This is a genomic window from Aeromonas veronii bv. veronii (genome assembly GCF_000820225.1).
In the GTDB taxonomy this organism is placed as follows: Bacteria; Pseudomonadota; Gammaproteobacteria; order Enterobacterales; family Aeromonadaceae; genus Aeromonas; species Aeromonas veronii.
Genome location: NZ_CDDK01000010.1, coordinates 45,487 through 72,467, shown reverse-complemented (window position 1 = coordinate 72,467; position 26,981 = coordinate 45,487). Strand labels below are relative to the sequence as shown.

The 26,981-nt window shown below is 59.9% G+C and carries 28 protein-coding genes; 12 read left to right on the top strand and 16 right to left on the bottom strand.

Annotated elements, in window-relative coordinates; all coding sequences use genetic code 11:
* Positions 1–117: 117 nt before the first annotated feature.
* The 10 genes from BN1139_RS04260 to BN1139_RS04215 form a co-directional block, all read right to left on the bottom strand.
* Complete coding sequence (locus BN1139_RS04260; protein ID WP_005354699.1) at positions 118–840, bottom strand: FRG domain-containing protein; 723 nt, start codon at positions 838–840, stop codon at positions 118–120.
* Between the two features lie 578 nt (positions 841–1,418).
* Positions 1,419–3,056, bottom strand: a complete 1,638-nt coding sequence (locus tag BN1139_RS04255) for a methyl-accepting chemotaxis protein (protein WP_005354698.1) — start codon at positions 3,054–3,056, stop codon at positions 1,419–1,421.
* Between the two features lie 276 nt (positions 3,057–3,332).
* On the bottom strand, positions 3,333–4,193 hold the full coding sequence (locus tag BN1139_RS04250) for a TIGR03899 family protein (RefSeq protein WP_005354697.1): 861 nt from the start codon (positions 4,191–4,193) through the stop codon (positions 3,333–3,335).
* 104 nt (positions 4,194–4,297) lie between these two features.
* The gene (locus tag BN1139_RS04245; protein WP_041202809.1) at positions 4,298–4,771 is read right to left on the bottom strand and encodes a DUF3299 domain-containing protein; all 474 of its coding nucleotides are present in this window, start codon (positions 4,769–4,771) and stop codon (positions 4,298–4,300) included.
* A gap of 32 nt (positions 4,772–4,803) precedes the next feature.
* Positions 4,804–6,051: an ABC transporter permease gene (locus BN1139_RS04240; protein ID WP_005354695.1), complete on the bottom strand. Its 1,248-nt coding sequence runs from the start codon at positions 6,049–6,051 to the stop codon at positions 4,804–4,806.
* Positions 6,045–6,734 (bottom strand): ABC transporter ATP-binding protein, encoded by a 690-nt coding sequence (locus BN1139_RS04235; RefSeq protein WP_005354693.1) that lies wholly within the window; start codon positions 6,732–6,734, stop codon positions 6,045–6,047. The genes BN1139_RS04240 and BN1139_RS04235 overlap by 7 nt, the downstream gene beginning before the upstream one ends.
* Positions 6,735–6,738: 4 nt before the next feature.
* Positions 6,739–7,335: a DUF2796 domain-containing protein gene (locus tag BN1139_RS04230; RefSeq protein WP_005354691.1), complete on the bottom strand. Its 597-nt coding sequence runs from the start codon at positions 7,333–7,335 to the stop codon at positions 6,739–6,741.
* A gap of 32 nt (positions 7,336–7,367) precedes the next feature.
* Complete coding sequence (locus BN1139_RS04225) at positions 7,368–7,667, bottom strand: DUF2607 family protein (RefSeq protein ID WP_005354689.1); 300 nt, start codon at positions 7,665–7,667, stop codon at positions 7,368–7,370.
* Between the two features lie 44 nt (positions 7,668–7,711).
* Entirely contained in the window at positions 7,712–8,254 is a 543-nt protein-coding gene (locus BN1139_RS04220) for a YtfJ family protein (protein WP_005354687.1), read from the bottom strand.
* Positions 8,255–8,474: 220 nt separating this feature from the next.
* The gene (locus BN1139_RS04215) at positions 8,475–9,365 is read right to left on the bottom strand and encodes a hypothetical protein (RefSeq protein ID WP_005354684.1); all 891 of its coding nucleotides are present in this window, start codon (positions 9,363–9,365) and stop codon (positions 8,475–8,477) included.
* Positions 9,366–9,504: 139 nt separating this feature from the next.
* Here BN1139_RS04215 and BN1139_RS04210 point away from each other — a divergent pair, with 139 nt between their 5' ends.
* Positions 9,505–9,852: a hypothetical protein gene (locus BN1139_RS04210; RefSeq protein ID WP_005354682.1), complete on the top strand. Its 348-nt coding sequence runs from the start codon at positions 9,505–9,507 to the stop codon at positions 9,850–9,852.
* Positions 9,853–9,880: 28 nt separating this feature from the next.
* Here BN1139_RS04210 and ppa read toward each other — a convergent pair whose 3' ends face one another.
* From ppa to BN1139_RS04195, 3 genes are all read right to left on the bottom strand, one after another.
* Positions 9,881–10,411, bottom strand: coding sequence for an inorganic diphosphatase (gene ppa / locus BN1139_RS04205; protein ID WP_005335667.1), 531 nt, complete (start codon positions 10,409–10,411; stop codon positions 9,881–9,883).
* A 216-nt stretch (positions 10,412–10,627) separates the two neighbouring features.
* Entirely contained in the window at positions 10,628–12,208 is a 1,581-nt protein-coding gene (locus BN1139_RS04200) for a DUF3369 domain-containing protein (RefSeq protein ID WP_005354680.1), read from the bottom strand.
* A gap of 109 nt (positions 12,209–12,317) precedes the next feature.
* Positions 12,318–13,199: a LysR family transcriptional regulator gene (locus tag BN1139_RS04195; RefSeq protein ID WP_005354677.1), complete on the bottom strand. Its 882-nt coding sequence runs from the start codon at positions 13,197–13,199 to the stop codon at positions 12,318–12,320.
* A 158-nt stretch (positions 13,200–13,357) separates the two neighbouring features.
* Here BN1139_RS04195 and BN1139_RS04190 point away from each other — a divergent pair, with 158 nt between their 5' ends.
* Positions 13,358–13,744, top strand: a complete 387-nt coding sequence (locus BN1139_RS04190) for a DMT family transporter (protein WP_005354675.1) — start codon at positions 13,358–13,360, stop codon at positions 13,742–13,744.
* Positions 13,741–14,061 carry an SMR family transporter gene (locus tag BN1139_RS04185; protein WP_005335659.1) on the top strand — a complete coding sequence of 107 codons (321 nt, stop codon included), beginning with the start codon at positions 13,741–13,743 and terminating at the stop codon, positions 14,059–14,061. The genes BN1139_RS04190 and BN1139_RS04185 overlap by 4 nt, the downstream gene beginning before the upstream one ends.
* Positions 14,062–14,139: 78 nt before the next feature.
* Here the strand turns inward: BN1139_RS04185 and gloA2 are convergent, their stop codons facing one another.
* The 3 genes from gloA2 to hrpB all read right to left on the bottom strand — a co-directional run bounded on the left by gloA2 (position 14,140) and on the right by hrpB (position 19,439).
* Positions 14,140–14,541 carry an SMU1112c/YaeR family gloxylase I-like metalloprotein gene (gloA2, locus tag BN1139_RS04180; RefSeq protein ID WP_005354672.1) on the bottom strand — a complete coding sequence of 134 codons (402 nt, stop codon included), beginning with the start codon at positions 14,539–14,541 and terminating at the stop codon, positions 14,140–14,142.
* 58 nt (positions 14,542–14,599) lie between these two features.
* On the bottom strand, positions 14,600–16,918 hold the full coding sequence (gene mrcB / locus BN1139_RS04175) for a penicillin-binding protein 1B (protein ID WP_005354670.1): 2,319 nt from the start codon (positions 16,916–16,918) through the stop codon (positions 14,600–14,602).
* Positions 16,919–16,991: 73 nt separating this feature from the next.
* The gene (hrpB, locus tag BN1139_RS04170) at positions 16,992–19,439 is read right to left on the bottom strand and encodes an ATP-dependent helicase HrpB (protein WP_005354668.1); all 2,448 of its coding nucleotides are present in this window, start codon (positions 19,437–19,439) and stop codon (positions 16,992–16,994) included.
* 178 nt (positions 19,440–19,617) lie between these two features.
* Between hrpB and thpR the strand changes: the two genes are divergently transcribed.
* The 9 genes from thpR to BN1139_RS04125 all read left to right on the top strand — a co-directional run bounded on the left by thpR (position 19,618) and on the right by BN1139_RS04125 (position 26,959).
* A complete protein-coding gene (thpR, locus tag BN1139_RS04165) occupies positions 19,618–20,160 on the top strand; it encodes an RNA 2',3'-cyclic phosphodiesterase (RefSeq protein WP_005354666.1) in 543 nt (180 codons plus the stop codon).
* Positions 20,157–20,900: a DNA/RNA nuclease SfsA gene (sfsA, locus tag BN1139_RS04160; RefSeq protein WP_005354664.1), complete on the top strand. Its 744-nt coding sequence runs from the start codon at positions 20,157–20,159 to the stop codon at positions 20,898–20,900. Before thpR ends, sfsA begins: the two co-directional genes overlap by 4 nt.
* Positions 20,901–21,019: 119 nt before the next feature.
* On the top strand, positions 21,020–21,469 hold the full coding sequence (dksA, locus tag BN1139_RS04155; protein WP_005335644.1) for an RNA polymerase-binding protein DksA: 450 nt from the start codon (positions 21,020–21,022) through the stop codon (positions 21,467–21,469).
* 111 nt (positions 21,470–21,580) lie between these two features.
* Positions 21,581–22,489: a tRNA glutamyl-Q(34) synthetase GluQRS gene (gene gluQRS, locus BN1139_RS04150; RefSeq protein WP_005354662.1), complete on the top strand. Its 909-nt coding sequence runs from the start codon at positions 21,581–21,583 to the stop codon at positions 22,487–22,489.
* A gap of 257 nt (positions 22,490–22,746) precedes the next feature.
* On the top strand, positions 22,747–24,213 hold the full coding sequence (gene pcnB, locus BN1139_RS04145) for a polynucleotide adenylyltransferase PcnB (RefSeq protein WP_005335642.1): 1,467 nt from the start codon (positions 22,747–22,749) through the stop codon (positions 24,211–24,213).
* A gap of 11 nt (positions 24,214–24,224) precedes the next feature.
* Positions 24,225–24,734 carry a 2-amino-4-hydroxy-6-hydroxymethyldihydropteridine diphosphokinase gene (gene folK, locus BN1139_RS04140; RefSeq protein ID WP_005354659.1) on the top strand — a complete coding sequence of 170 codons (510 nt, stop codon included), beginning with the start codon at positions 24,225–24,227 and terminating at the stop codon, positions 24,732–24,734.
* A complete protein-coding gene (gene panB, locus BN1139_RS04135; protein ID WP_005335640.1) occupies positions 24,731–25,525 on the top strand; it encodes a 3-methyl-2-oxobutanoate hydroxymethyltransferase in 795 nt (264 codons plus the stop codon). The genes folK and panB overlap by 4 nt, the downstream gene beginning before the upstream one ends.
* Positions 25,526–25,726: 201 nt before the next feature.
* Complete coding sequence (panC, locus tag BN1139_RS04130) at positions 25,727–26,584, top strand: pantoate--beta-alanine ligase (RefSeq protein ID WP_005335639.1); 858 nt, start codon at positions 25,727–25,729, stop codon at positions 26,582–26,584.
* Between the two features lie 24 nt (positions 26,585–26,608).
* A complete protein-coding gene (locus BN1139_RS04125; protein ID WP_005354654.1) occupies positions 26,609–26,959 on the top strand; it encodes a putative quinol monooxygenase in 351 nt (116 codons plus the stop codon).
* The last annotated feature ends 22 nt before the right edge of the window (positions 26,960–26,981 follow it).

Sequence of the window (26,981 nt, the reverse complement as noted above, 5' to 3'; positions counted from 1 at the left end):
CTGTATATTTTTTTGTGTCACTTTAAAGCTCCTATACCTATGGCTTGCTGATTAAGGCTAAGCTAAATGGCAAAAACCGTGCAGCGAGTTTTTTCCAAATTGATCTAATTGTTTGAATTACAATTTCACCAGTACTCTAATTTGAGCTGACATTGCATTTCCATATATTCCGGGATAAATCCTAGCGAAATTAATGCCCATGGAGTCTAGATCCGATAATGCTTTTACAGCATCACGTGCTGGCAACACATACTTTATTAAAGTACCTTCATTAGGGGAATGTTCAACATACTCTTCAATAGAGGACTCAAGTGTTTTAAGGTATGTAAACTTACCGTGTTGATTTTTAATTCGCTCATTACCAAATGACGGTACATTAACAATTTCACAGCCGAATTCTGGATTCCAGATAGGGTCTTCTGTATTTAAAACCCAGATAGCAACTTTCTTACTGGATTCCTCCGTTGCCCTGACATGCAAGCTAAATGCGAAAAATGCTGACACATAAGGACTTTCGCTCCAATCTAGCAAACGAGTTGGCAGGTGATGATGCTGACCTAAACTCATCATCATTATGTCATTATCTCTGACATTCTCAGGTAAGTCTTCAAGCTCACATTCCATTTTGAACTGATTTAACAATTCTTTTGCTGTCGCAACTTTATTTTTTAGCTCTCCATGATACCAACGATCAAATGAGGAACTTAATGACCAATCCTCTCCACCTTGACCTCTAAAGAGGTATTTTCCTTTTTTAAATCTTCCCTCGACGTAAAGGTCTGAAATTATTTTATTTTTAAAGTCATTCCAGTCAGTACATTCAACAATATTTATTGCCATTTCAACTTCCTTTTCTTATTTAACTGAGTTGGTGATTAGGTTGGTGGCGGTAATAATAAGTTGATGCCGTTTTTAATACAGCTATGCTTCGCCATAATACAGACCATGAAATTATATTTAAAATAAATGGTTTATATGCCACCCACTGAAGCTGAGCATATTTGCTTGACTTCCTCTTTTATCGCATTCATCACCACTGAATAAAGACGTCGTAAGGGAGTAGGCCGTGGACATCACCAGCAAAGCTACCGTCCCTGAATGTCAGCCTCCAGTTTGCTGCTTTTTACCTGCGTTTTGGCACTGGCTTGGCTCATGGCTGACTCCGACAAGAGGTTGCCAAGCGGCTATGTTACCGAACGGGGCTGGGGTGGAAAGTGGAAGCGGGCGGTTTTCTGAGCAAGATCAATAAATTAATAAATAACGGACGGCGATATAACCGCTCAACGGTGGCAGCCATCAGAGCTGGGGAAAATCGGACGGTGAAAGCGAGAGTGTCGCCAGCTTGCTGGCGGGCATTAAAAAACCCTATGGACCCAAAGGCCCATAGGGTTTTTCTGCGGTGATTGTTTGTGTTGTGGTTATCTGGCTTGGCGAACCGGCACGGCGCGGGTGGTGGCCACTTCGTAGCGGCTTTGGCTTGCCGGAGCCCCTTTCTGGAACTGGCGTACCAGCCGGTCGAGATCGCTCAACTGATTTACCAGCTGGGTGATGCCGTGCACGGCGTGCTGGCTGCCGACGCTGGAGTCATCGGCCAGGGTCTTGATGCTGAGCACGTTGCGGTTGATCTCGGCGGTAACGTGGGACTGCTCCTGCACCGCCTGGGCAATCTGGCTGCTGCCGGAGGCAACCTGCTGCAGCATATTGTTGATCTGCTGGAGTATGGTGCCGGTCGCGGTGGCCTTCTGCTGGCAACTGTCGGCAAGTTGGCAGCCCTTCTCCATCGCTTGCTCAGCCTCGCCAGAGCTGTTTTGCAGCTCGGTGATCATCTTCTGGATCTCGCTGGTCGAGGATTGGGTCTTGATGGCGAGGGTGCGGATCTCATCGGCCACTACCGAGAAGCCGCGACCCGCTTCGCCAGCCCGGGCCGCTTCGATGGCGGCGTTGAGGGCCAGCAGGTTGGTCTGGTTGGCGATGTTGTTGATCACATCGAGGATGCCGTCGATATCGCGGCAGTGGCCGACCAGCGCACTGATCACGCTCTTGGAGGTGATCAGTTCGCTGTTCATGCCCGCCACGGCAGCCACGGTTTCGGCCACGCTACTGTTGCCGCTCTTGAACAGCACGGCCGTTTCATCCAGCAGGCTAGAGGAGTCAGTCGAGCTTTGTGACACCTCGCGAATGGATTCCGACATTTCGGTCACGGCGGTCGCTACCTGATTGGTCTCGGCCTGCTGCTGTTGCAGGTTGTCGGTGATGGATTCGGCGTTGCGCAGATCCCCCTCGGCGGCCTGCAGGATCTTGCTACAAGTCTGCTGGGTGCGGGCCAGCACGGCGTTGAACTCGGCCTGATTCATCACCATCGAGAGTTCGATGGCGGCGATGTTGTCCACCTTGTTGGTGTAGAGCAGCTGCATCAGCGGGTTGTCAAAGCGGCTGCGGGCCATCTTGTTGAGCTTGCCGAGGCGGCGGGAGAGGGCATTCAGGGTGATGGCCGCTATCGCCAGCGGCAGGGCGGCCAGCGCCAGTTGCCAGTTCATGTCGTGGCTGTAGCCCAGGGCAAACATGGCAAGCAGGCTCAGCAGCAGACAGAGGTTGATGGTCAGGGTATGGGAGAAGGTGGGCAACTTGAGCGCCAGCGGCAGCTTGTTGTTGCGAAGGTCGGCATAGACCTTCTCGGCCCGCTGTTTGATCTCCTCGCTCGGGGCGGTGCGCACCGACTGATACTCCACCACCCGGCCGCTGGCATCCTTGATGGGGGTGACAAAGGCGCTGACCCAGTAGTGATCACCGTTCTTGCAGCGATTTTTCACCGGTCCCATCCAGCTCTTGCCATCCCTGATGTGACCCCACAGATCGGCAAAGGCCTGTTTCGGCATGTCAGGATGGCGCACCAGATTGTGGTGTTCCCCCTTCAGCTCGTCGAGCGAGAAGCCTGCAATATCGCAGAACTCATCGTTGGCGTAGGTGATGCGGCTCTCCAGATCCGTGGTGGAGATCAGGCTCTGGTGGTCTGGATAGAGACGTTCTCTTTGGGTAACCGGTTGATTGATTCTCATGGCCTTGCTCCCGAGCTATGGTGGTTGAATTTTGATCTGCATCAAGACATCTGCAAGGGGCGGGCCAGCTGGCAAAAACTAATGATTGATGTGTTATTAGCGAGGTTTGGAGAGGAAAAGCGCGTGGTTGTTTGCAATATGCAACGGAGCTGACGGGGTGTGCCTCTGCGGCATCTGCAATTTGCAACCTATTCTGGTCAAGCCCATAAGCTTGGAGCCAGCAGCTTGATGCGAAGGAACCACGAACCGACGGGGCATCAGCTGCCCCGCCAGAGATCAGGGGAGAGGGTCGGGAGCGGGTGAGGAGGGGGGGCTGACGAGCTGCATCACTTCAATCTGGATACCCTGCACCAGCACGGTTTTCAGATCCTGCAGGTACTCCTCCAGCGGCGACTCTTGCAGCAGCTGGGCGAGCTCGTTGCCCACCGGGGTGAGGCGGTAGTAGAGCAGGGTGATGTTGTTCTGCTTGCACTGCAGCCGCCAGCGCTGGTTGCCGAACTCCAGCTCGACCCCATCGGCGGGCAGCGGGCCGGACTCCAGCTCCGCGCGATGCAGCAGCCCCAGCTCAAACAGCTGCAGCAGGGCGTTGTAGGGCAGCCGGTATTTGCCAAGGCCAAGGCGCGTTGCCTTGGCGCGACTCAGCAGGGTGGCCCCCTTGTGCAGCCCCAGCAGCAGTCGCTGCTCGTCGCTGCCGGTGTAGTGGCAAGTCAGTGAACAGATGCGCTGAAACAGCTGGGCCTCGCGCTGGGTCATCTCTTTGAGGGTGGCGAGCGCCCGGATGGAGAAGCGGCCCGGGGTGGCGACTTCCAGCGCGAAGATCCGCCCCCACAGCTGCTGCATCGGCACCATGCTGATATCTTCCGCCAGTTGCAGGAAGCGGGTCAGCCAGTCGCTGTCCATCTCGCCGCCAGCCGCGGTCTCTTCGCAGTGGCGGGAGGCCATCACCATGATGGCTTCCAGATTGCGCTGGCGGGCGGCCTGATCCGCCAGATGGCGAAAGGTGGCGCGCTGTTCGAAGGTGCTGTCGGTGTTGCGGGTGAGCATGCCGTCGATGCCGCGACTGCGGGCCAGACGCAGGGTCTGCTCCTGGCTGCTCAGGATCGAACTCTCTTTTTTCGGGGGGGGGAGGTCTGCCATGCTGACTCCATTCGCACAGGTTCTGGAGCTGAATGTTACTCCAACCGGGATGCCAAGATAACAAAGCGGCCTCCGTGGAGGCCGCTTTTTTTGCAATGGGAGAATTACTCCTCGTAGACGCTCACCTCGACCGCTTCCATCGAATAGGAGGCGGTGGCCATCTCGTGGCTGGAGCTGACTGTGCGCATCTTGCCCTTCACCCAGATGGCATCCCACAGATCATCCACCGGCGCCCCCTTGGGGTAGCTCACATAGATCACCTGATTGGTGGGGGGCGGCGGCACATGGATGCAGGCGCCGAAGTAGGGCACCAGCAGGAAGGCGGTGATCTTCTTGGCATCCCCTTCCAGCGGCACCACGAAGCCCGGAATGCGCACATCCTGGTTGTCCAGCGTCTTGTTTACCCCACCCACCGGTTGCGGCACCGACATGGGATCTTCGTGATTGACCTGGGGCGGTGGCAGCAGTTTCTCCCCTTCCGGGATAAGCACATCCCAGTCGATGGTCTTGTAATCGGCGGCCAGGGCGGGCAGCACCAGCAGGCTGGCGAGCAGCGCCACAATTTTCCACTTCATCATCTGTCCTTCTGTTTCTATTTTTGGGCGTTTCGCTAGACGCGAATGCTCATGCCATCGCTCAGGCTGTAGCGGTAAGCGCGGGCGGCAGGGAGCAGGCCGATCACCATGCCTGCCAGCCACACTACCCCCAGCAACTGCCACTCGTAGGTGCTCGGCAGCCCCAGACTCAGTTGCAGGCCATAGTGGCTGAGCAGCCAGGGCGAGGCAAGCCCCTGCCCCAGATAGAGCACGGCGACCCCGAGAGCGATACCGACCGTGGTCAGCGCCATGGCTTCCAGCGCCAGCAGCAGGAACAGGTGGGCAGGGCCCGCGCCGAGGGATCGCAAGATGGCGAGCTCCCGGCGCCGCTCGTTAAGCCCCGCCAGCAGGGTAGTCAGCATGCCGATCAGGCCTGCCACCACCACGAAACCGGCGATGACCGACAGGGCCGTTTCCGCCACGCTCATCAGGCTCCACAGCTCCTGCAGGGCGGCGCCTGGCAGGATCGCCATCAACGGCTCTTTGGGATAGGTGTTGACGCTGCGTTGCAGCTGGAACGCCAGGATCCGGTTGCTCAGCCCCACCATAAAGGCGGTGATGGTTTTCGGGGTGAGATCCTGCGCCAGCGCCTGCTCCGGCGTCACGTTCTTGCTGTGGCGGCCGGTGTCCCAACCGAGATGGATCGCCTCTATCCCCGCCAGCGGCACATGGATGGTGCGATCGATGGGCGTACCGGTCGGTGCCAGAATACCCACCACCTTGAACGGCAGATTGTCGTGCTGGCTGAACGAGGTGTTGCCAGCGCCGTGGGCGATGACGATGGATTGGTCAAGGTGATAGCCGAGCTTCTCGGCCACCTGAGCGCCGAGCACCGCTTCAAACGGCGTCTCGAATGGCCGCCCCTCGCGCAGTTGTAGCGACTGCTGCTGACCGTACTTCAGGTGGGTGAAGTAGTCGCCATTGGTGCCGAGCACCCGAAATCCCTTGTGGGAGTCACCAAGGGAAAGCGGGATGGTCCAGGCGACGCCCGGTTTCTGTTTGATGGCCTGATAGGAGTCCCACCCCACGTTGTTGGTGGGGTTGCCGATGCGAAACACCGAGTAGAGCAGCAGGTTAACCTGACCGGAGCGGGCGCCAACGATGAGATCGGTGCCCGAGACGGTGTTGGAGAAGCTTTCGCGGGCCTGGGTGCGCACCCGCTCCACCCCGAGTAGCAGGGTGACGCTGATGGCGACAGCCAGCAGGGTGAGCCCGGCGGTGAGGCGACGGGCCCAGAGACTTTGCAGGGCGAGCTTTAGCACGTAGCCCTCCGGTTAAGTTGTTGCAGGTTTTCCACCCGTGGGAACAGGGGTTCGAGGTAAGGATCGTGACTGACGAAGATCAGGGTCGAGCCCTGCTTGTCGCACTCCTCGAACAACAGCTTGATAAAGGCCGCCCGGTTGTCGGTGTCGAGTGCCGAGGTGGGCTCGTCGGCGATCACCAGTGGTGGCGAGCCGATCAGCGCCCGTGCGGCGGCAACCCGCTGCTGCTGGCCGATGCTGAGGGCATGGACGGGGCGATGCAGCGCCTCGTCCGGCAGTTGCAGCTCCGCCAGCAGACGGCGCGCCTCCTGCTCCGGACTCCCTTGCAGGCGAGCCCGTTTGGCGGGCGAAAAGGTGAGGGCAGCGGTCACGTTGTCCTGCACCGAGAGAAAGGGCAGCAGATTGAACTGCTGGAAGATATAACCCAGATTGGCCGCCCGGAAGTGGTCACGGGCACGGCCAGAGAGCCGGGCCAATGGTTGGCCCAGCACCTCCAGGGTGCCGTGGTTGGCGGTCTGGATCCCGGCCAGCAACCCGAGCAGGGTCGATTTGCCGGAGCCCGACGGGCCCTTGATAAAGACCCGCTCACCCTCGCGGATGGTGAGGGCGGGCAGATCGAGTACAGCGTCGCCACCTGGCCAGGCAAAGGCCAGATCGCGGATCTCAACCACGGCTTTTTTCATGGCGTTACCAGCTCAGCTTGTTGGCGGACGGGGTCAGCTCGCCAGCGGTCTGGCCGGTGGGCAGGATCCCCTGCACGCTCAGCTTCTCAAGGCTCGGATAGACGCTGAACAGGGTCGCCTCAAGGCCGGTCAGTTTGGCCGGGGTGGCGCAGGTGTAGGTGTACATGGCGCCCATATCGGCGTGACCCGCTTCGTCATGATCATGGTGGTCTTCATGTTTGTCGCTGGCAGCCTTGTCATGGTCATGGTCATGGTCATGGTCATGGTCGTGATCATGCTCTTCTTTGGCTGCTTGCAGCTCCTGCTGGGTCAGTTTGCAGCCAGCCGCCGGGTCGAAGCGGAACAGGGCGTCAGGTTGCTGGAGGCGGGCGACCGCTTTGGCGTATTGCGCCTTCTCTTCATCGCTCTTGGCTGCGTGCTCGAAGCCCACCAGATCGGCAGCGGGGGCCTGCAGCTCGATCATCAGCTGGTCACCATCGACCACCAGATTGAGGTGGCCGTGGCCATGCTCGTGGGCGCCGTGGCTGTGGCTCTCGTGTTCGTCGTGATTTGCGTGTGCGCCAAAGGCCGCAGCGGCCAGCAACAGAGTAACTGCTTTCATCTTTAATCCTTTTTTCAAAACAAATAGTGAAATTAAACAAAGGGATAGATAAAAACAGAGGCGGGCGGCGCACGGATGGCATAGCTGTGAAGCGTGGCGGTATCCGCCGAGCGTTGCATGGTTGCAACAGCGGGCAGAACAGAGGTCGAACCGGGGAAACAATAGGGGGTGGCGGTGATGACCTGTTTGCCATCCAGATGGAGGGCGCAAACCAGGCAGTGATGGTCGTCGTGGCCGGGCAGGACGGATTCAAACTGGTGCCGGGCAAGGGCAGGCTGCAGCCATAACCAGCCCAGCAGCAAGATCCAGATTTTCAGCTTGATACGACCCATAGACCCTTATGGAAAGGGCGCCATCAGCGCCCTTTCTCTCTGACTTAGAGATGGGACTTGATAAGCCCCATCACGGTAGCAATGTTGTTGGCATCGAGCTGGCCATCTTTGGCAAACAGCACCTTGCCCTCTTTATCCAGCAGGATGATCGCCGAGCTTTCCGGCGTCAGATCCCAGGCGTTGCGCGCCATGCCCTTGGCATCCAGCACCATGGCGGACCAGGGAAACTCTTTCTTGCTGTCCTCGGCACTGCTCTTCACGAAGCCGGAGGTGCCCCAGATGGCGTCATTGCTGTTGATGACGGTAACGGTCTGGTACTTGTCTTGCGGCAACTTGGCGGCCTTGATCGCCTCGATCATCGGGGCGTTCAGCTCCTTGGCACTGGAGCGACCGGCAATATGCTGGATCAGGAACACCTTGCCGGTGAGCGAGGTGCTCTGCCACGGCTGGTAGCCGATATCCTTGCCATTCAGTACCAGCTCGCCCTTGTCACTGACATTGACCAGCGGCACCGTGTTGCCATCCTTGAAGTTGTGAGCAAAGACCAGAGATGGCAGCAGCGCCAAAGTAAGTACGAGATGTTTCATCCTGATGACACTCCATTTGTTATGTTATAACGAGTTTCGGATTGAGGGAATGGGCGAGCTTCATCCTAAACTGATCGGATCTGTTTAAAAAGTGTTAAATAAGATCGCGGTTCAGAAGCGTCGGCGCCCCGCCAGTCAGGTGGTTGGCTGGCAAGGGCGGCTAGGATGGCATGACATCGATAAAAATCAATGAAGTGGCTGCTGGTCTGAGCTGTCTGCGTCAGTAGAGCGACTCGCTGATGAGGGGGATCTTGGCCATGGTCATCTGCTGGGCCAGCAGGGACGAGCCGGTCAGCAGCACATGGCGCTGATTGTTGATCACCACCACATCACCGGGTACGCCACTGTCTGCCGTAATGGCAAGCCAGGCAGGGGAGACGCTGCCGATGCTGATATCCGGATAGATGATGCTGAGCACATATTGCGGCGCCAGCTCCGCAAGCAGACTGGCCATCAACAGCGCCTTCTCGTCGCTATCGGCCTTGTTATCCTGCAACGCCTGCAGCGGCGGCGCGAAGTGATCGAGCTGCTCCGGCTGGGTGGGGATGGCGTTCAGCCACTCCTGCAGCAGGCTGACGCTGGTAGCGAGATCCTTGGCCGCAAATTGCTGCGCCAGCGGCTTGAGATGCCCCTTGAAGTGGTAGAAGAGCTGGGAGTAATCGGGTCGCACGCAAGGCAGTTTGCGATTGGCAGGATGGACGCAGGGGATCACCCTCATCTGGTAGAAGGCATCCTCCTGATACTGCTGGTAGGCTTGCCAAAACAGCAGCGACTCCATGCTGTCGTCCCGCAGGGTGAAGGCCTGCTCCAGATTGCGAAATTTGGTCGCGGTCTCGGGGCTGCTCTGGTTGATCAGGTTGATGCTGTTGTAGAGCCGCGGGCTGATGTAGGCGTAAAGGGTCTCCAGCGGATTGGTGAGGGAAGCCTTCAGCAGGCTCATCTCGTGGCGACTGGCGGCCATCACCTGATCGTCGGTGGTCAGCTGGAAGTGCTTGCGCTGGCCATCGGTGGATTGCCACTGCCAGCTCATGTTGATCTCGCTGGCGTTGCTTGTGGCACCAAGGGTGGTGCTGAGAGTGAGGCTGAGCAACAGCGCGGGGGTCAGCTTCATGGTGGTGCTTCCTGCCGTGGACGATAATTAACAACTAGGTGAGCCGGAAGCACTTTGGTGATGTTTCGTTTTGTGATCTGGATAACAGATTGATGTGACTTTTAATTTAATTGTGAAATTAAGTCACTCTGGAGGGGTTATGAAGCCTTGGAGCATAGTGCTGTTTGGGCTGCTCAGCCTGCCAGCCATGGCGGGTCAGGTGATCGTCAACAAGGGGATGTCCGTTGCGGATACCTTTGCCCTGCGTGACCAGCTGGCGCGCGAACACGAATGGCAGGAGTGGCTGCGTTATCAGCAGGCTATCAAGTGGCTGGAGGTATTGCCGGTCAACTGCGAGCTGATGAGCCAGCCGGGCGGCGGCTATCGCTGTGGCGGTGATTACTATCGTCCCTACCAGAAAGATGGCCGTGAAATATACATTCAGGGCAATCCTGCCGAAGATGCGGCCGGTCAGCTACCGCAAATACCGACAAAAAAGGCGCCATAAGGCGCCTTTTTTACAAGCGAAGTGACGCTTACTTGGCAGCGTAACGCTCGGCAGAGGTTTTGATCTCGGCTTCGGCTGCAGCCTTATCGCCCCAGCCTTCCACCTTGACCCATTTGCCCGCTTCCAGCTCTTTGTAGCGCTCGAAGAAGTGCTGGATCTGGGCTTTCAGCAGTTCCGGCAGATCGTTCACATCCTGGATGTGGTCGTACTGCTTGGTCAGCTTGGAGTGCGGTACAGCAACGATCTTGGCATCTTCGCCAGATTCGTCGGTCATCTTCAGCACGCCAACCGGGCGGCAGCGAATGACGGAACCGGCCAGCAGCGGGTAGGGGGTCGGAACCAGTACGTCGACGGGGTCACCATCCAGAGAGAGGGTCGCGTTCACGTAGCCGTAGTTGCACGGATAGAACATCGGGGTAGACATGAAGCGATCGACGAAAATAGCACCGCTGTCCTTGTCGACTTCGTATTTGATCGGGTCGGCATTCTGCGGGATTTCGATGATGACATAGATATCGTCGGGCAGGCTCTTGCCGGCCGGTACCAGGTTCAGGCTCATGATAATTCCTTCGTTGTTAGTATCAGGTTTGCAGGCCGATATTATAGCGATGTGATGTTAAATGACCATATTTCAGCGGCTATCGCTAACAAAGAAGGGGGATGTTTCCGCTTTGCGGCGCTTTGATGTGTGCGGGATGCAACAAAATGGCTGTTTTGATGCCCTGCCGGTGAGCAAAGTCACCGGCAGAGTATGTGGAGTTGCGAGCAAAGAGGGTCAGAGCGAGTAGGGGAGTCTCGATTCGTTGACCAGTCGCGACAGGGCTGTCACTACATGAGGGTCAAACTGGGTGCCGGAGCGGGACTGGATATACTCCATGGTCTGCGCCAGCGTCCAGGGTTCTTTGTAGGGGCGCTTGCTGAGCAGGGCATCGAATACATCGACCACCGCCACAATCCTCGCCGACAGGGGGATCTGCTGGCCTGCCAGCTGCTGCGGGTAGCCTTTACCATCGAAGTGCTCATGGTGGCCCCGGGCGATCTCTGCCCCCAGCGAGAGGTAGCTGGTTCCCTCCACCATTTCGCCCGCCTTGTGCAGGATATTGGCGCCGATACCGGCATGCTGCTCCATGATGGCCCGCTCTTCCGGGTCGAAACGGCCGGGCTTGTGCAGGATATGATCCGGGGTGCCCACCTTGCCCACATCGTGCAGGATGGAGGCCATGCCGATCATCTCGACAAACTCCGGGGTCAGCTGCTCGGGATAGGCCGTCATCTGCTTCAATTCGGCCACGATGGCATCCGAGAGCTTCTGCACCCGCAAGACATGCTCGCCGGTATCGGAGTCGCGAAACTCCGCCAGCGCCGCCAGTGCCACCACGGTGGCCTCCTGGGCGCGCAGCAACTGGTTGTAGAGATAGAGGTTGTCGTAGGCCGCCGAGATGCGCTGGCAGAAGACATCCAGCAGATCGCATTCGAGGGGATCGAGGGGCTGGGTCGGGGTAAAACTCAGCACGAACTCGCGACCATTCTGGGCGGCGATATAGAGGGAATCCTGAGGGTGTTCAAAGCGGTTGCAGCGCGCCGCCAGTGCCTTCATGACCGAGTCATTGAGGGTGGGAAAGTCGGTGATCTTGCCATCATCCAGCAGAGTCTCGTAGTCGCCGGTAGCGGCGAGGATCTCCAGCCCCTGTTCGCCGGGACGGCGCTCGGCGCAGATAGCCCCTTCGGTGCCCACATCGAGAATGGCGCTGATCTGTTTCAGCACGCCGGAGGCAAACTCCTTGAGTGAATGAAGATGGTAGAGATCGCCCGCCCCTTCGAGAATTTTGCCGAGCCCCTGCCGGCTCTTGTCGATGGCACTGAGGGTTTCGTATGAACGCAGGGATGCGATGACAGTGGTGTAGAGCTTTTGTACCGTCAGCTCGGTCTTGGTCTTGTAGTCATTGATGTCGTAATCGAGGATCACCCGCTGCTCGGGGGCTTGGCCGGGTTGGCCGGTACGCAGCACGATCCGCACCAGCGAGTTGTGCATTTCGTTGCGGATCCGGTGCACCAGCCGCAGACCTGCGTCTTCGGTCTCCATCACCACATCGAGCAGGATCAGCGCAATCCTGGGATTGGCCTCCAGCATGCGGCCAGCTTCGGCGCCGCTGTAGGCATTGAGCAGCTCCAGCGGACGGGATTTGTAGTGAATGTTGGAGAGGGCCAGGCGGGTGGCATGATGGATATCCGGCTCATCATCCACGATCAGCACTTGCCATGGGTTGAGTGCCTTGGGGACCACGACCTCCTCATCATCGAGTTCGATGATGTCGTCGTCCAGCAAGATATCGTCCTTGTCTTGGGCACTGCTCATATCGGTTACGCCTCCGGCGCTCAATGAGTATGTGAACAGTATGCACGATCACATCCGCTCGGATCACCAGGATAAGTAGATATCGTGAGCTGGCTCCGGCTCTTTATCGCTACTCGAAAGGTTCCAGATACCCCTGGATAGACTTCTTCAACCAGGCCAACACCTTGCCGTGATAGGCGTTTTCCGCCAGATAGACACCATAATCCCGCCACTGCAGGCTGAACTTGTGTTTCAGGGTCAGCAGGGAGCCTTGTCGCAGCTGGCTCTGGATCAGTGGCGAGGGGAGCACCGCCCAGCCCAGTCCGTCCAGCACCGCATTGCGCATCAACTCGAAGCTGGAGAGACCGATATGCTGGCCTCCCACAGGTAGCAGGCTTTTTACCGAAAATTCATCTACATACGAGAGGGTGACCTGGGTGTGATCGGTCAGATCCTGCTGTTTGACCCGCTTCAGTCCGGCCAGCGGATGGCTGGGTGCCACCACCATCAGGGTGCGGATCGGGTTGAGCACGTCGATATTGAGGCCGCTGCGCTCCTGATCTTCGGTAATAAGGCCAAAAGCGGCATCGACGAACCCCTCTTCCACCAGCGCCGGCAGTTCGGGCGGAGAGGCAAGCACCAGAGAGATACTGGTACCGGGAAACTGATTGTGCAGGCTGGCCAGCATCTCGCGCCACACCGGCTCGGGAATGGCGTCATCGCGGGCAACCCGCAGCGCCACTTCGGCCCCCGAGGCGTAATGTTTGCACTTCTGCTGCAGGCTGTTGGCTGCCTGCAGCAGGCGAGTGCAATCATCCAGCACCAGCTCGCCGATCTCGGTCAGACGACTCTGATTGGCACCTCGTTCAAAAAGTTCGACGCCAAGCTCAACTTCCAGCGCCGCGATGGCAGTGCTGACGGCGCTGCGGCTTTTGCCGAGGCGACGGGCAGTGTTGGCAATAGAGCCACTATTGGCGGACTCTACAAAGAGTTCTATCTGATATAGCTTCATGTTTTACAGGCTATGGCGGAGTTTTTCACTATCACCTTAGCGTGTCGAACCAAGGCAAGGCAAACCTGTGGCGTCGGAATAATCGACGCTGAGCGATTGTCGCAAGTTGCTTCTCCCCGTTTACCATCTCTCCCGTCGAAGCAACAAAGGCATCTTATATGTTATTAAGTCGTATGTTTCTGGCCCGGCTGTTTTTGACCGGCGCCATCGTGACCGAGGTCGCCGGTACCTCCAGCATGGCCATGATCCCCGAGCAGGGAGCTGGCTGGATGAATTACATCCCAATGTGGCTGTTGATCGGCTTCTCGTACTGGTTGCTGGCGAAAGCCGCCAAAACAATCTCCATTGGTATTGCGTTTGCGCTCTGGGAGGGGCTCGGGATCACCTTGATCACCATAGTGTCGGTCATGTTCCTTGGTTACGATGTGACCGTTCAGGAGCTGATTGGCCTGGCTCTCGCGATAGTGGGGATTGTTATGGTGACCATGGGAGAGACCCATGATGAGCCCTCAGACAAGTCAGTAGACGCGGAGGCCACAGCATGAGTCCGTTTGTGATTGTATTGGGTGCCGCACTGATCGATATCGGCGCCAACATGGCCATCAACCGCTCCAAGGGTTTTCGTTACAAGGGGTGGGGATTCCTGGGGATCATGCTGGTACTCGGCGCCTTTACCCTGCTCTCGGAAGCGGTAAGTGGCGGCCAGATTGACCTGGCTGTTGCCTACGCCACCTGGGGGGCTATCGGCATCGTCGGTACGGCGCTGGGCGGTTTGCTCTTCTTCGGTGAGCGGCTCAAGCCCATCGGCTGGGCTGGCATGATGGTGATGGCGCTGGCTGTCGTTATGCTGACTACCGCCTGATAACCTGAAGCAATAAGAAAAGCCGCCCGGTAGCAACCGAGCGGCTTTTGTTTGGCTGATTGCTTGGTCGATGCAGGCTCAGCGCGGCGCTTCGTAGAGCTCCAGCGGCAGGCCGTCGGGGTCGGCGAAGAAGGTAAAGCGCTTGCCGGTCAGCTCGTCCACCCGTACCGGCTCTACCTCGATCCGATGGGCCAACAGATGGGCGATGACCCGGTCAAGATCGCTGACCCGAAAGGCGAGATGGCGCAGGCCGCACGCCTCGGGGCGGGAGGGGCGCTCGGGAGGCGAGGGGAAACTGAACAGCTCCAGCTGGCTGCCGTCCGGCAGGGCCAGATCCAGTTTCCATGACTGGCGCGCTTCGCGCAGGGTCTCGGCGATGATGGGCAGCCCCAGCACTTCGTGGTAGAAGTGGCGCGAGCGTGGGTAATCGCTGGCGATGATGGCCACATGGTGGATGGCGTCAAACAGCGGAAAGGTCATGGTGTTTCCTTGTCAGCAGCATAGTGAACGGGCAGCCTGCGCTGCCCGTGTCGTTGATCTAGTTGAAGAAACCGCCGAACCAGTCATCCAGCGCACTGCGTGGCGTCACACTGCTGGCGCAACCGGCCGGGGAGCCCATGGTGGAGGCTTTGGCCGGCACCTGCAGGCTGCCCGGGCAGTCGCTGGTGACGCGGGTGCCGCTGGCGCGGGAGAAGTTGGCCCAGGTGACCCCTTCCGGCATCTTCAATCCCAGACTGTTGACGCCGCGCTGGCTCATGTAGCCGCTAAAGAGCTGCAGGGCACCGCTGGCACCGGTCAAGCCCGCCGGGGTGTTGTCGTCGCGACCGACCCAGATACTGACCAGTTCGTTGTTGTCCATCCCGGCAAACCAGGAGTCGCGCAGCTCGTTGGTGGTGCCTGTCTTGGCCGCCATGGTGGCGCCGGGGAACTTGGCACTGAGGGCGCGGGCCGTGCCCTGACTCACCGTCTTGGTCATGGCGAACAGGGTCAGCCAGCTCGCCTGTTGGTCGGTGACCCGCTTGGCGGTCTGATCATGCTGATAGAGCAGGCTGCCATCCCCGTTGACTACGGCGCGAATGGCCGACAGCGGCTGGGTTAGCCCCTGATTGGCGATGGGCAGATACATCTGGTTCACCTCCAGCGGGGAGAGGGCCACCGCCCCCAGCACCAGCGACGGGTAGGGCTGGATCTCCTGCTGGACTCCCAGCTTGTGCAGGGTATCGACTACCTTCTCCAGCCCGACTTGCAGACCCAGATTGACGGTCGGCACGTTGAGTGAGCTGGCCAGCGCATCCATCAGCGGCACGCTCTGGCGGAACTTGCGATCGTAGTTTTGCGGCGTCCAGACCTGACCATCCTGACCGCGAATGCGGATCGGCTGATCTTTGAGTGGGGTCGCGAGCGTCAGGCCGTTTGAGAGACCGGTCAGGTAGACCGCCGGTTTCACCAGCGAGCCGATCTGGCGGCGGGCATCCAGCGCCCGGTTGAACCCGGCGTAGCGGGGATCGCGGCCACCCACCAGTGCCACCACTTCGCCCTTGTGCCAGTCGGAGACCACCATGGCCGCCTCCAGCTTCTTCTTGCCGCGCAGTTTCTCGATATCGGCGAGGCCCGATTCGACCGCTCGCTCGGCCGCATGCTGGGCGATGGGGTCGAGACTGGTGAAGATCTTGAGGCCGGACTGCTTGAGCAGATCGGCGCCGAAGCGGCTCTGGATCTCCCGCTTGAGCAGTCCCATAAAGGCCGGGGTGCGGCCATAACTCATCTGGCCACGGGCGATGATGCCGAGGGGTTGACGGCTGGCCAGTTCATACTCGGCCTGGGTCAGGCTGCCGTGATCCATCAGCAGCTTCAGCACCAGATCACGGCGGGTCTTGGCCCGCTCCGGGAAGCGCCAGGGATCGTAATAGGAGGGGCCTTTTACCAGACCGACCAGCAGGGCGACCTGATCGATATCCAGCTCGTTGACCGGAATGCCGAAGTAGAAGTAGGAGGCGAGGCCGAAACCGTAGACCCCTTGCGAGAAGTTCTGCCCCAGATAGACCTCGTTGAGGTAGGACTCGAGGATCTCGTCCTTGCTGTAGCGATAGTCGATCAGCACCGCCATATAGGCTTCCTGCAGTTTTCGCCACAGACTGCGCTCACGGGTCAGGAAGAAGTTTTTGGCCAGCTGCTGGGTGAGGGTACTGCCCCCCTGCACGGTGCGACCCGCGATCAGGTTGGCGAACATGGCGCGCATGATGGCCACCGGCGAGACGCCGCCATGCTGGTAGAAGTCGCGATCTTCGGTGGTGAGCAGGGTCACCAGCAGGCTGTCGGGCACTTCGGCGATACGCACCAGCAGGCGATCTTCCCGATCTTCGGTATTGAGGCGATCGAGCAGCACCGGGTCCATCTGGGCGTAACCGAGCTGGCGCTGGTTCTCCAGCGACTGGATCCCCTCAAGGCGCGGGCCGTTGAAGGTGAGGCGCAGGCCGCGGGCTCCATCGGCGCCGTCATAGAACTCGAACGGACGGCGAATCAGCTCGATGCGATTGCCGTTGATGGTGTATTCACCCGGCGTGTGAGGCTGGCGCACCTGCTTGTAGCTCAGCATGTTGAGCTCGCGCAGCATCTGGTCCCGCGACAGGCGCTGGCTGGGGTAGAGCTCCAGCGGGCGGCTGTAGACCATCACCGGCAGCTGCCACTTCTCGCCATCGAAGCGCTCGCGCACCTTGGTATCGAGGTAGATGCCAAACACCACCATAAAGGCCGCCACCACCAGGGAGAGCTTGAAGCCAAGCCAGAACAGCTTGCGCCAGATGGTGCGTTTGGGCGCTGCCTTCTTGGGGGCACGCTTGCGTCGTTGGGTTGCCATAAATCCTCTTTGCTTTCCTTTCTACTTGTTATGTCGCATTCGCGAACGTCCGAGCGGGATTAACCCGTCGAACCTAGATGCCCATCTTCTTCTTGGTGACTTTGGTCGGCATTGCCTCCAGCGGATTATCCGGCCAGTAGTGGCGGGGATAGCGCCCCTTCATCTCTTTCTTCACCTGCTCGTAAGAGCCTGCCCAGAAGGCAGCCAGATCGGCGGTGATCTGCAGCGGTCGCTGGGCGGGGGAGAGCAGCTCAACTACCAGCGGCACCCGGCCATCGGCCACGCAGGGGGTCGAACCTTGCCCGAACATCTCCTGAATGCGCACCGGGATCACCGGTGCCTGCCCTGGCTGATAGCGGATCCGCACCCGGCTGCCGGTCGGTGCCGCAAAGTGGCTCGGCAGCGCCTCGTCCAGCCGTTTGGGCAACGGCCAGGGCAGGGATTGGCGCAGGATGTCGCCGAGGTTGAGCTTTTTCAACTGCTCCAGCCGGGTCATGCCGCTCACCGCTGGCAGCAACCACTGTTCCAGCGTGGCCAGCAGGCTCTCGTCATCCATCGCGGGCCACTCCTCATCGGGCAGCCAGTCGCGGGCGCAGCGCAGACGGGCCAGCAGCCCTTCGCTGCTCTCGTCCCAGGGCAGCACATGCAGCCCCTTGCGGCGAATGCCTTGCAGCAGGCAGCGTCCTTTCTGCTCGTCGGAGAGTTCGGTCAGCGGTCGCTGGCTCAGCACCAGCTCGCCGATCACCTGCTGGCGTTCGGCGCGCACCCGCTCTTCCCGTTCATCCCAGTCGAACCACTGGCGCTCGCTCACCAGCTCCGGCAGCAGACGCGCCAGCTCATCCAGCTCTATCGGTTCGGCGATAAAGATGCGGCTGCCGCGATCGTTCTGCCCCATCTCGATAGCGATGAGGGCTGCTTGTCCCTGACAGGGATGACCTTCTACCAGATCGCAGCTCACCCCACCACTGAGTTGATAGCGACTGCCGCTGCGCAGTTTGCCGATGCGATCCGGCCAGGCGAGGGCACAGAGCAGCCCCAGCCACTGACCCTGCGCACTGGCAGGGCGGGCGCCAAGCCGTTCAAACCAGCGGGCCGCGCTCTGGCGCAGGGCGTTTTGACGGCGGTGGAACAGCACAGAGAGGCGCTCCGATCCTCGCAGATCTTCTTCCTGCAACGCCACCAGATAAGCGGCATCGGCGACAATCCCTGTCAGACCTTCAGCTTCCAGCTCGCGGGCGCGCAGCAGCATGCGAGCGAGGCGAGGGTGAGTACCGAAGGCGGCCATGGCGCGGCCAGCGGGAGTGAGTTGTTGCTCACCCTCCGGCTTCATGGCGCCAAGGGCCACCAGCAACCGCTGGGCGCTGGCCACCGCGGCGGCGGGAGGCATATCGAGAAGCGGCAGATCTTCCACCTTTGCCCCCCACTGGGCGGCGTCCAGCAGCAGGCCGGTCAGCTCCTGAGTGAGGATGTCTGGCGGGCTCTGCTCGGCGAGCCGCTCCTGCACCTCGCTGCTCCAGAGCCGGTAGCAGATACCGGGGCCGAGGCGACCGGCGCGGCCTGCCCGCTGGGTGGCGGAGGATTTGGCTATCTGGCGGGTTTCCAGTCGGGTGACACCGCTTTTCAGATCAAAGGAGGCCCGTCGTTCCAGCCCGCTGTCGATCACCACCGAAATCCCCTCAATGGTGAGGGAGGTCTCCGCCACATTGGTGGTGAGCACCAGCTTACGGCGGCCCGCAGGCGCTGGTTCGATGGCTGCCTGCTGCGCCGCCATGTCGAGGCGGCCGTAGAGTGGGGCGAGGGTCACGTCGTCCGGCAGTTTGTCTGCCAACCATTGCGCCAGTCGCTCGATCTCACCCTGTCCCGGCAGAAAGACCAGCAGGCTGCCATCTTGCTCGGCCAGCGCTTCGAGCACCACGGCGCCGACTTGCGGCTCCAGCCACTGCTGGCGATTGGCGGGGCGGTAGTGGTAGTCGATGGGGAAACCGCGCCCTTCCGAGCGAACCACAGGGGCATCCGGCAACAAGGTCTCGAGTGCCATGCCATCCAGGGTTGCGGACATCACCAGTAGCTTGAGGTCATCGCGTAATCCCTGCTGGCTCTCGATGGCGAAGGCCAATGCGGTATCGGCGTGCAGGCTGCGTTCATGGAACTCATCGAAGATCACCAGCGAAACGCCAGTAAGCTCAGGGTCTTGCTGCAACATCCGGGTCAGCACCCCTTCGGTGACGATCTCGAGCCGGGTCGCTGAGCTGGTGCGGCTCTCGCCACGCACTCGCAGGCCGATGCGCTCGCCCACCTTCTCCCCCAGCTGGCGCGCCAGAAAAGTGGCGATATTGCGCGCAGCCAGGCGCCTTGGTTCCAGCATGATGATGCGGCCGGGCAGCCGGTTCTGACGCACCAGCTCCAGCGGCAGCAGGGTCGATTTGCCTGCGCCGGGAGGCGCCTGCAGGATCACGCTGGTGTGGCTGTCGAGGGCGGCAAAGAGTTCGGGTAATACCGAAACGATGGGGAGCTGGGACAAAGCGATGAGCACCTTTTGTGGCAACCGGTAAAACGGCGCCTATTCTGCCACAGCCACCCGCACCACCGTGAGTGGATGTGCGGAGATGGTCACTCGGGCGGGAGGGTGGCGAGACATGGCCGGATGGCTGCCATAGAATGGGCCCATCCAATGAGCGTGAAAAAGGCATTATCACCACATGGCCAAACTTTTTTTTGCCCTGCCCGTCAAGGAGCTCGCCCCCGAGCTCATCGCCTGGCGCGATAAGCTGCCCTGGCCCGGTCAGCCGGTGCCACAAGCCAACCTCCACCTGACCCTGGCTTTTCTGGGTGAGGCGGACGAGTTGACCACCCGCCGCCTGATCGCCGCCGTAGAGCGTCAGCACTGTCCGCCGTTCTCCATCAGGCTGGATGAGACCGGCTGGTTCAGCCGGGCCAAGGCAGCCTGGATTGGCCCGAAGGAGTGGCCCAACGAGCTGACCGTGCTGGCGAAGGCGCTGCGCCGCCACGGTGAGAAGCAGCGCCTTGGCAATGGCGAGCAGGGTTATCGCCCCCACGTCACCCTGTCGCGCAAGGCGGGCGAGGCGCCAGCCATCCTGCCTGCCCCAAATTTTCTGCTGCAGGCCGATGAGTTCTGCCTCTATCAATCCATCTCGACCCCGGACGGGGTTCGCTACAAACCGCTTGCCTGCTGGCCGCTGCGTGCCCGGGTAAAAGAAGACGCGCGGAGGGCTAACCCGTGATCTTTGATCCCCCCCTGCAATCGGGCCAGCTGGTGGCCCGCTACAAGCGCTTTCTGACCGATGTGCAACTCGATAACGGCGAGGTCATCACTATCCACTGCGCCAATACCGGTGCCATGACCGGTTGTGCCGATCCGGGCACCCGGGTCTGGTACTCCACCTCCGATAACCCCAAGCGCAAGCTGCCCAACAGCTGGGAGATCGCCGAGAGCCCGGCGGGCCACTTTATCTGCGTCAACACGGCGCGCGCCAACCAGATTGCCCGGGAGCTGATCGAGCAGGAGGCTATCGCTCCACTGGCGGGTTACAGCCGGTTGCGCACCGAGGTGAAGTATGGCGAAGAGAACAGTCGCATCGATCTGTTGCTGGAAGATGACGAAAAGGGCAATTGTTACATCGAGGTAAAATCGGTCACCCTGCTCGACGAGCGGGAGCAACCGGGCATGGGCTACTTCCCCGATGCGGTCACCGCCCGTGGTGCCAAGCATTTGCGCGAATTGATGGCGATGAAAGCAGCGGGCCACAGGGCCGTGCTGCTCTTTATGGTGTTGCACTCCGGAATAAGCCGGATGCGCCCTGCAACCCATATAGATCCGCACTATAGTCTGCTAATTGAGCAGGCAATCGCGGCGGGGGTTGAAATTTTATGCTATCGGCCCCATGTTGGGGTGCAAGGCATGGTGGCTCAAGGGTTTATCCCGTTTGAATCTGGTCACCTGTTACCCGAGGGGAGTGCATAAATATTGGAGTGGGTAACATTATTGGTACGGCTCGTTTGCTTACCCGTTACCCTTCTGCTATAGATGTCGCCCTCAATTTATGGATGGCACGGGTAGCGTGCTGAATTAGGAGACAGGGCATGCCAACAGGCGAAAACAGGAAATCTCTGGGCCCCCTGGCCATTGCGGGTGTCGCGCCTTACCAGGAAAAGCCGGGTGAGGAGTACATGAATGACCAACAAAAGGCGCATTTTCGCAAGATCCTGGGTGCCTGGCGCAACCAACTGATGCAGGAAGTTGATCGTACCGTCGACCATATGAAAGACGAGGCTGCCAACTTCCCGGATCCCGTGGATCGTGCCGCGCAAGAAGAAGAGTTCGCTCTTGAACTGCGTACCCGCGACCGTGAACGCAAGCTGATCAAGAAGATCGAGAAGACCTTGCAGCTGCTTGAAGACGATGATTTCGGTTACTGCGAACACTGCGGTATCGAGATCGGTATCCGTCGTCTGGAAGCCCGTCCGACTGCCGACCTCTGTGTCGATTGCAAGACGCTGGCCGAGATCAAGGAAAAACAGATGGCCGGTTGATCCCGACCCTCTGGTATATGAAAAAGGGAGCTCGCGGGCTCCCTTTTTTATTGAGCTTTTGGCGGTCGCGCCCCAGAATGCAGCCTCAATGAATCGCTTACCCGAACAGCCATGCCAGTGAATCCCCTGTCTTCACCCCTTGCACGCCCCTATGTCGGCCGCTTTGCCCCCTCACCCTCAGGCCCGCTTCATTTCGGTTCGCTGATCGCCGCCCTCGGCAGCTTTTTGCAGGCCAGAGCGCAGCAGGGACGTTGGCTGGTGCGCATCGAAGATATCGATCCGCCGCGGGAGATGGCGGGGGCGGCCGACCTTATTCTCAAAACCCTTGAGGCATATGGTCTCGAGTGGGATGGGGAGGTGATGTTCCAGAGTGCGCGCCACGGCCGTTATGACGAGATCATCGACCAGCTCTATCGGGCGGGGGACCTCTACTGGTGCCGCTGCACCCGGCGCGAAATCATGGCCGCGGGCGGTCTCTACAGCGGCCACTGCCGCACGCTGGGGCTTGCGGCCGAAGGTTGCGCCGCCCGGCTGCGCCAGCACCATCCGGTCTACCACTTCGACGATCGTTTGCAGGGCCATATCGCGGTCCCTGCGGCGCTCGCTGAGGAGGATTTCATCATCCGTCGCCGCGACGGACTCTACGCCTACAACCTGGCAGTAGTGGTGGATGATATGGACAGCGGCATCACCGAGATAGTGCGCGGCGCCGATCTGCTCGAACCCACGGTGCGCCAGATTGCCCTCTACCAGACCCTGGGGGCGCCGGTGCCCGACTGGGTGCATCTACCGCTGGCGGTGCTGGCAGATGGCAACAAGCTCTCCAAGCAGAACCATGCGCCGGCGTTGGCGCTCGATGAGGTGCGACCGGCCCTGTGGCAGGCGCTGCACTTCCTCGGCCAGTGCCCGCCGCCCGAGCTGATGGCGAGCCGGATCGACGAGATCATCCGGTGGGGCATCGCCAACTGGCTGCTCGAACGGGTGCCCGCCAGCGAGAAGATCCCGCTCGCGGATTGCTGAGTCGACCAGGTGATTTTTGTTTGATTGAGCGTAAATTGCCGCTGTTGATTGTGATTTTATCGGGATGATCCGTTTCAAACGGGATCAATTGTCAGCACGGTTTTTCATTTGGTCAGGCCTGAGCTATGTGCAGATTGACCGCTATTTTCGCTGGCAGACGGTTTCATGCGGGATCAATTGTCAGCACGGTTTTTCATTTGGTTAGGCGTGAGCTATGATAGGCCGCTATTTTTTGGCCTCCCGTCAATTTAGAAGTCATGAAGAGGTGTACCATTTTTTCCCAGATCGCAAACTTTTGCCGCAAGGTGCTCGGCAAGGAAGACGGCGAGCAGTCGGTGGAATCCCCCATTCCAGCCCGTGTCGCCGGTCAACGTCGTACCTTAAGCCGTGATCAGCACCCTATTTCGCGCAAAGAGATCAGCGAGAATGCACTGAAGGTGCTCTATCGCCTGAACAAAGGGGGCTATGAGGCCTACCTGGTCGGCGGCGGAGTCCGGGATCTGCTGCTCGGGAAGACGCCCAAGGATTTCGACATCGCAACCGATGCGACGCCGGAGCAGATCAAGGCGCTGTTCAGCAACTGCCGCCTGATTGGCCGTCGTTTCCGCCTGGCCCACATTGTCTTTGGTCGTGACGTGATCGAAGTGGCCACCTTCCGGGGTCACCACCATCAGGTCAATACCAGCAAACATGTGTCGGCCCAGTCTGATGAAGGCATGCTGCTGCGCGACAACGTCTACGGCACCATCGAAGAGGATGCCGAGCGCCGCGACTTTACCGTCAACGCCCTCTACTACAGCGCCAAAGATTTCACCCTGCACGATTTTGAAGGGGGTCTGGAAGATCTGGCCGAGCGCAAGCTTGAGCTGATCGGCGATCCCGAGACCCGTTATCGTGAAGATCCGGTGCGGATGCTGCGCGCCGTGCGCTTTGCCGCCAAGCTGGATATGACCATCAGCCCGCGTACTGCCGCCCCCATCAAGGAGCTGGCGCCACTGCTGCAAGACATCCCGGCTGCCCGCCTGTTTGAGGAGACCCTCAAGCTGTTCCTGGCTGGCGACGGTCTGGCGACCTACAAACTGCTGCGCGAGTATGGCCTGTTCCAGCAGCTCTTCCCGCAAGTGGCTGCGCTGTTTACCCCGCACGGCAACTCGCCCTACGAGCAGTTTATCGAGCAGGCACTGATCGATACCGACACCCGGGTTCGTGAAGACAAGCGCGTCACCCCCGCCTTCCTCTACGCCACCCTGCTGTGGGGCTGCGTCGAGGCCCGTGGTCGGGTGCTGGAGAACGAGAGCGGCCTGCCCTGGTATGACGCCTTCATGCTGGCGATCAACGAGGTACTGGACAATCAGGTGCGGATCATCGCCGTTCCACGCCGTTTCACCACAGATGTCCGCGACATCTGGGCACTGCAACAGCGGCTGACCCGTCGTCAGGGCAAGCACCCCGAGCGCGCCATGGAGCATCCCAAGTTCCGCGCGGCGTTCGACTTCCTGTTGCTGCGCAACCGGGTCGAGCGCGGTCTCGGCGAGCTGGCCAGCTGGTGGGAGCGCTATGTCGCCTCCAATCCGGATGTGCGCCCGCAACTGCAGCGTGAAGCGACCCGTCGCCCGGCCAGCGGTGAGCGCGGCGAGGCTCGCAGCCACGATGGCGAGAAGCGCAGTAGCAACAGTCGCAACCGTCGTCGTCCCCGTCGCCGCAAACCGAAAGTGGCCGAGTGACAACAGACGTGATGACCGAGGTCTTCATCGCCATTGGTTCCAACCTGTCTGACCCGCTGGGTCAGGCTCGTCGCGCCGTTGCCGCCTTGGCAAGGTTGCCGGAATCTGTGCTGGTGGAGGCCTCGTCGTTTTACAGCAGCCGCCCGATGGGGCCTGCTGACCAGCCGGACTACGTCAATGCCGTGGCCCGGCTCAATACCCGGCTCGCGCCCCTTGCGCTGCTGGATCAATTACAAAAAATCGAGCTGGAACAGGGACGTGTGCGCAAAGATGAGCGGTGGGGGCCGAGAACTCTGGATCTCGATCTGCTGCTCTATGGGGATCAGGTGATCAACCATGAGCGCCTGATCGTACCCCACTACGGCATGAAGGAGCGGGAGTTCGTGCTGCTGCCCCTTGCCGAAATTGCGCCTGCTCTGGTGCTGCCCTGCGGCACCCCGCTCGCCCGACTGGTTGCCCGCTGCCCGCACAATGATTTGGCCATCATTGCCCCGCGTGCAGACGTACAGGAGCCTCTATGAGCAAGATCACCACCGCCAGCCTGCTGAAGATGAAGCAGGAGGGTCAAAAGTTCACCGCCATCACCGCCTATGATGCCACCTTTGCCAAGCTGTTCGACGACGAGGGGGCCCACGTGCTGCTCATCGGCGATTCGCTGGGCATGGTGCTGCAAGGGGGTCAGGATACCCTGGCGGTCAACATGGATGAGATGGTCTATCACACCCGCTGTGTGGCACGCGGTGCCAGCAAGGCACTGGTGGTCGCCGACATGCCGTTCATGAGCTACGCCACCCCCGAGCAGACTTACCAGAACGCTGCCCGCCTGATGGCGGCCGGTGCCCGCATGGTGAAGATGGAAGGGGGCGACTGGCTGTGTGACTCCATCCGCCACCTTACCCGCAACGGGGTGCCGGTGTGTGGTCACCTCGGTCTCACTCCGCAATCCGTTCATGTCTTTGGTGGCTTCAAGGTGCAGGGGCGCGATGAGTTTCAGGCCCAGGAGATCTACCGTCAGGCCCTCGAACTGCAAGCGGCCGGTATCCAGCTGCTGGTGCTCGAGTGTGTGCCCACTGCGCTGGCCGAGCGCATCACCAAGGCACTGCGCATCCCGGTGATCGGCATTGGTGCCGGCCCCGCGACCGACGGTCAGATTTTGGTGATGCACGATGCCTTTGGCGTCACCTCCGGCTATGTGCCCAAGTTCACCAAGAACTTCCTGGCCGAGACCGGCGATGTGCGTGCCGCCATCCGCCTCTATGTGCAGCAGGTGAGCGAGGGGAGCTTCCCCGGCCCGGAGCACTGCTTCAACTGATCCTGGCGGTTGCATGATGGGGGCTGCGGCCCCCGTCTCTGCTTCTCAGCCTTGCACAGTTAATCTGTATAGCTAATCCGTATCTTATTGATTCATCTAAAGGTGAACTGCTGATAGCCATGTTCGTGCCCCATCCCGCCCGAGCGCTATCTGTGGATGCAACCCGTCTCTCTTTTTGATTTATCGGAAGGTGAACTGCTGATGTTGGTCGTAAATAATCCCGTCGTTCTGCGTGAGCAGATAAGCCAATGGCGCCGTGAAGGGCGTGCCATCGCATTCGTGCCCACCATGGGCAATCTGCATCAGGGCCACCTGACGCTGGTGAAAGAGGCGCACAGCCACGCCGAGAAGGTGGTGGTCAGCATCTTCGTCAACCCGATGCAGTTCGACAAGGCCGAGGATCTTGCCAACTACCCGCGCACTCTGGAGCAGGATTGCGCTGCGCTGGAAGCGGCCGGGGTCGATATGGTGTTCACCCCGACCCCGGAGATCATGTATCCGCAGGGGCTGGCCAGCCAGACCTTCGTCGAGGTGCCGGGTCTCTCCAATCTGCTGGAGGGGGCGCTGCGCCCGGGTCACTTCCGTGGTGTCAGTACCGTCGTCACCAAGCTGTTCAATCTGGTACAGCCGGATGTGGCCTGCTTTGGCCAGAAGGATTACCAGCAGCTGGCGCTCATTCGCAAGATGGTGGCCGACATGGCGATGCCCATCGAGATCGTCGGTGTGCCCACCGTACGGGCCGAAGACGGGCTGGCACTCTCTTCGCGCAACGGCTACCTGACTGCCGCCGAGCGGGCCATTGCCCCCGAGCTGGCGCGCACCATGAACTGGATCGCCGAGCAGATCGAAGCGGGTGACCACCACCTGCCCTCCTTGGTGGCGCAGGCCAGCCAACGCCTCGACAACGCCGGTTTTCGTACCGATGCCATCGACATCGTCGATGCCGCCACCCTCGAATCCGCCACAGACGAGAGCGCGCAGCTGGTGATCCTGATGGCCGCTTATCTTGGCAAGGCCCGCCTTATCGACAATCAAGTGGTCACGCTGCAGCAAGCCTGAGCCCGCCACAACCAGGAGGACCCCATGTCCAAGAAGGTTTACTGCATTGCCCAATTCCTGCCCAAACCCGGTCAGGAGCAGGCCCTGTTTCAGGTGCTGCAGGCGCTCGAGCCCAACACCCTGCGTGAGGATGGCTGCCTGCAATATCGGGTGACCCGCCACATCGCGAGCCCGTTTGCCGAGGGGGAGAGCTTCCCCATCGTGTTCAACGAGATTTGGCAAGATATGGCAGCCTTTGAAGCCCACTGCCAGCGCGCGGAGATCAAGGCTTTCTTCGAGCGTTACTGTCTGGCGGAAGATGGTTTGGCTGCGAAGTGGAATGTCTGCGTCTATAGCGACGAACCCGAACAGTACGACGCCCCCGTAAAGAAGTAATTCCCCCGATTGCCAGCGGACG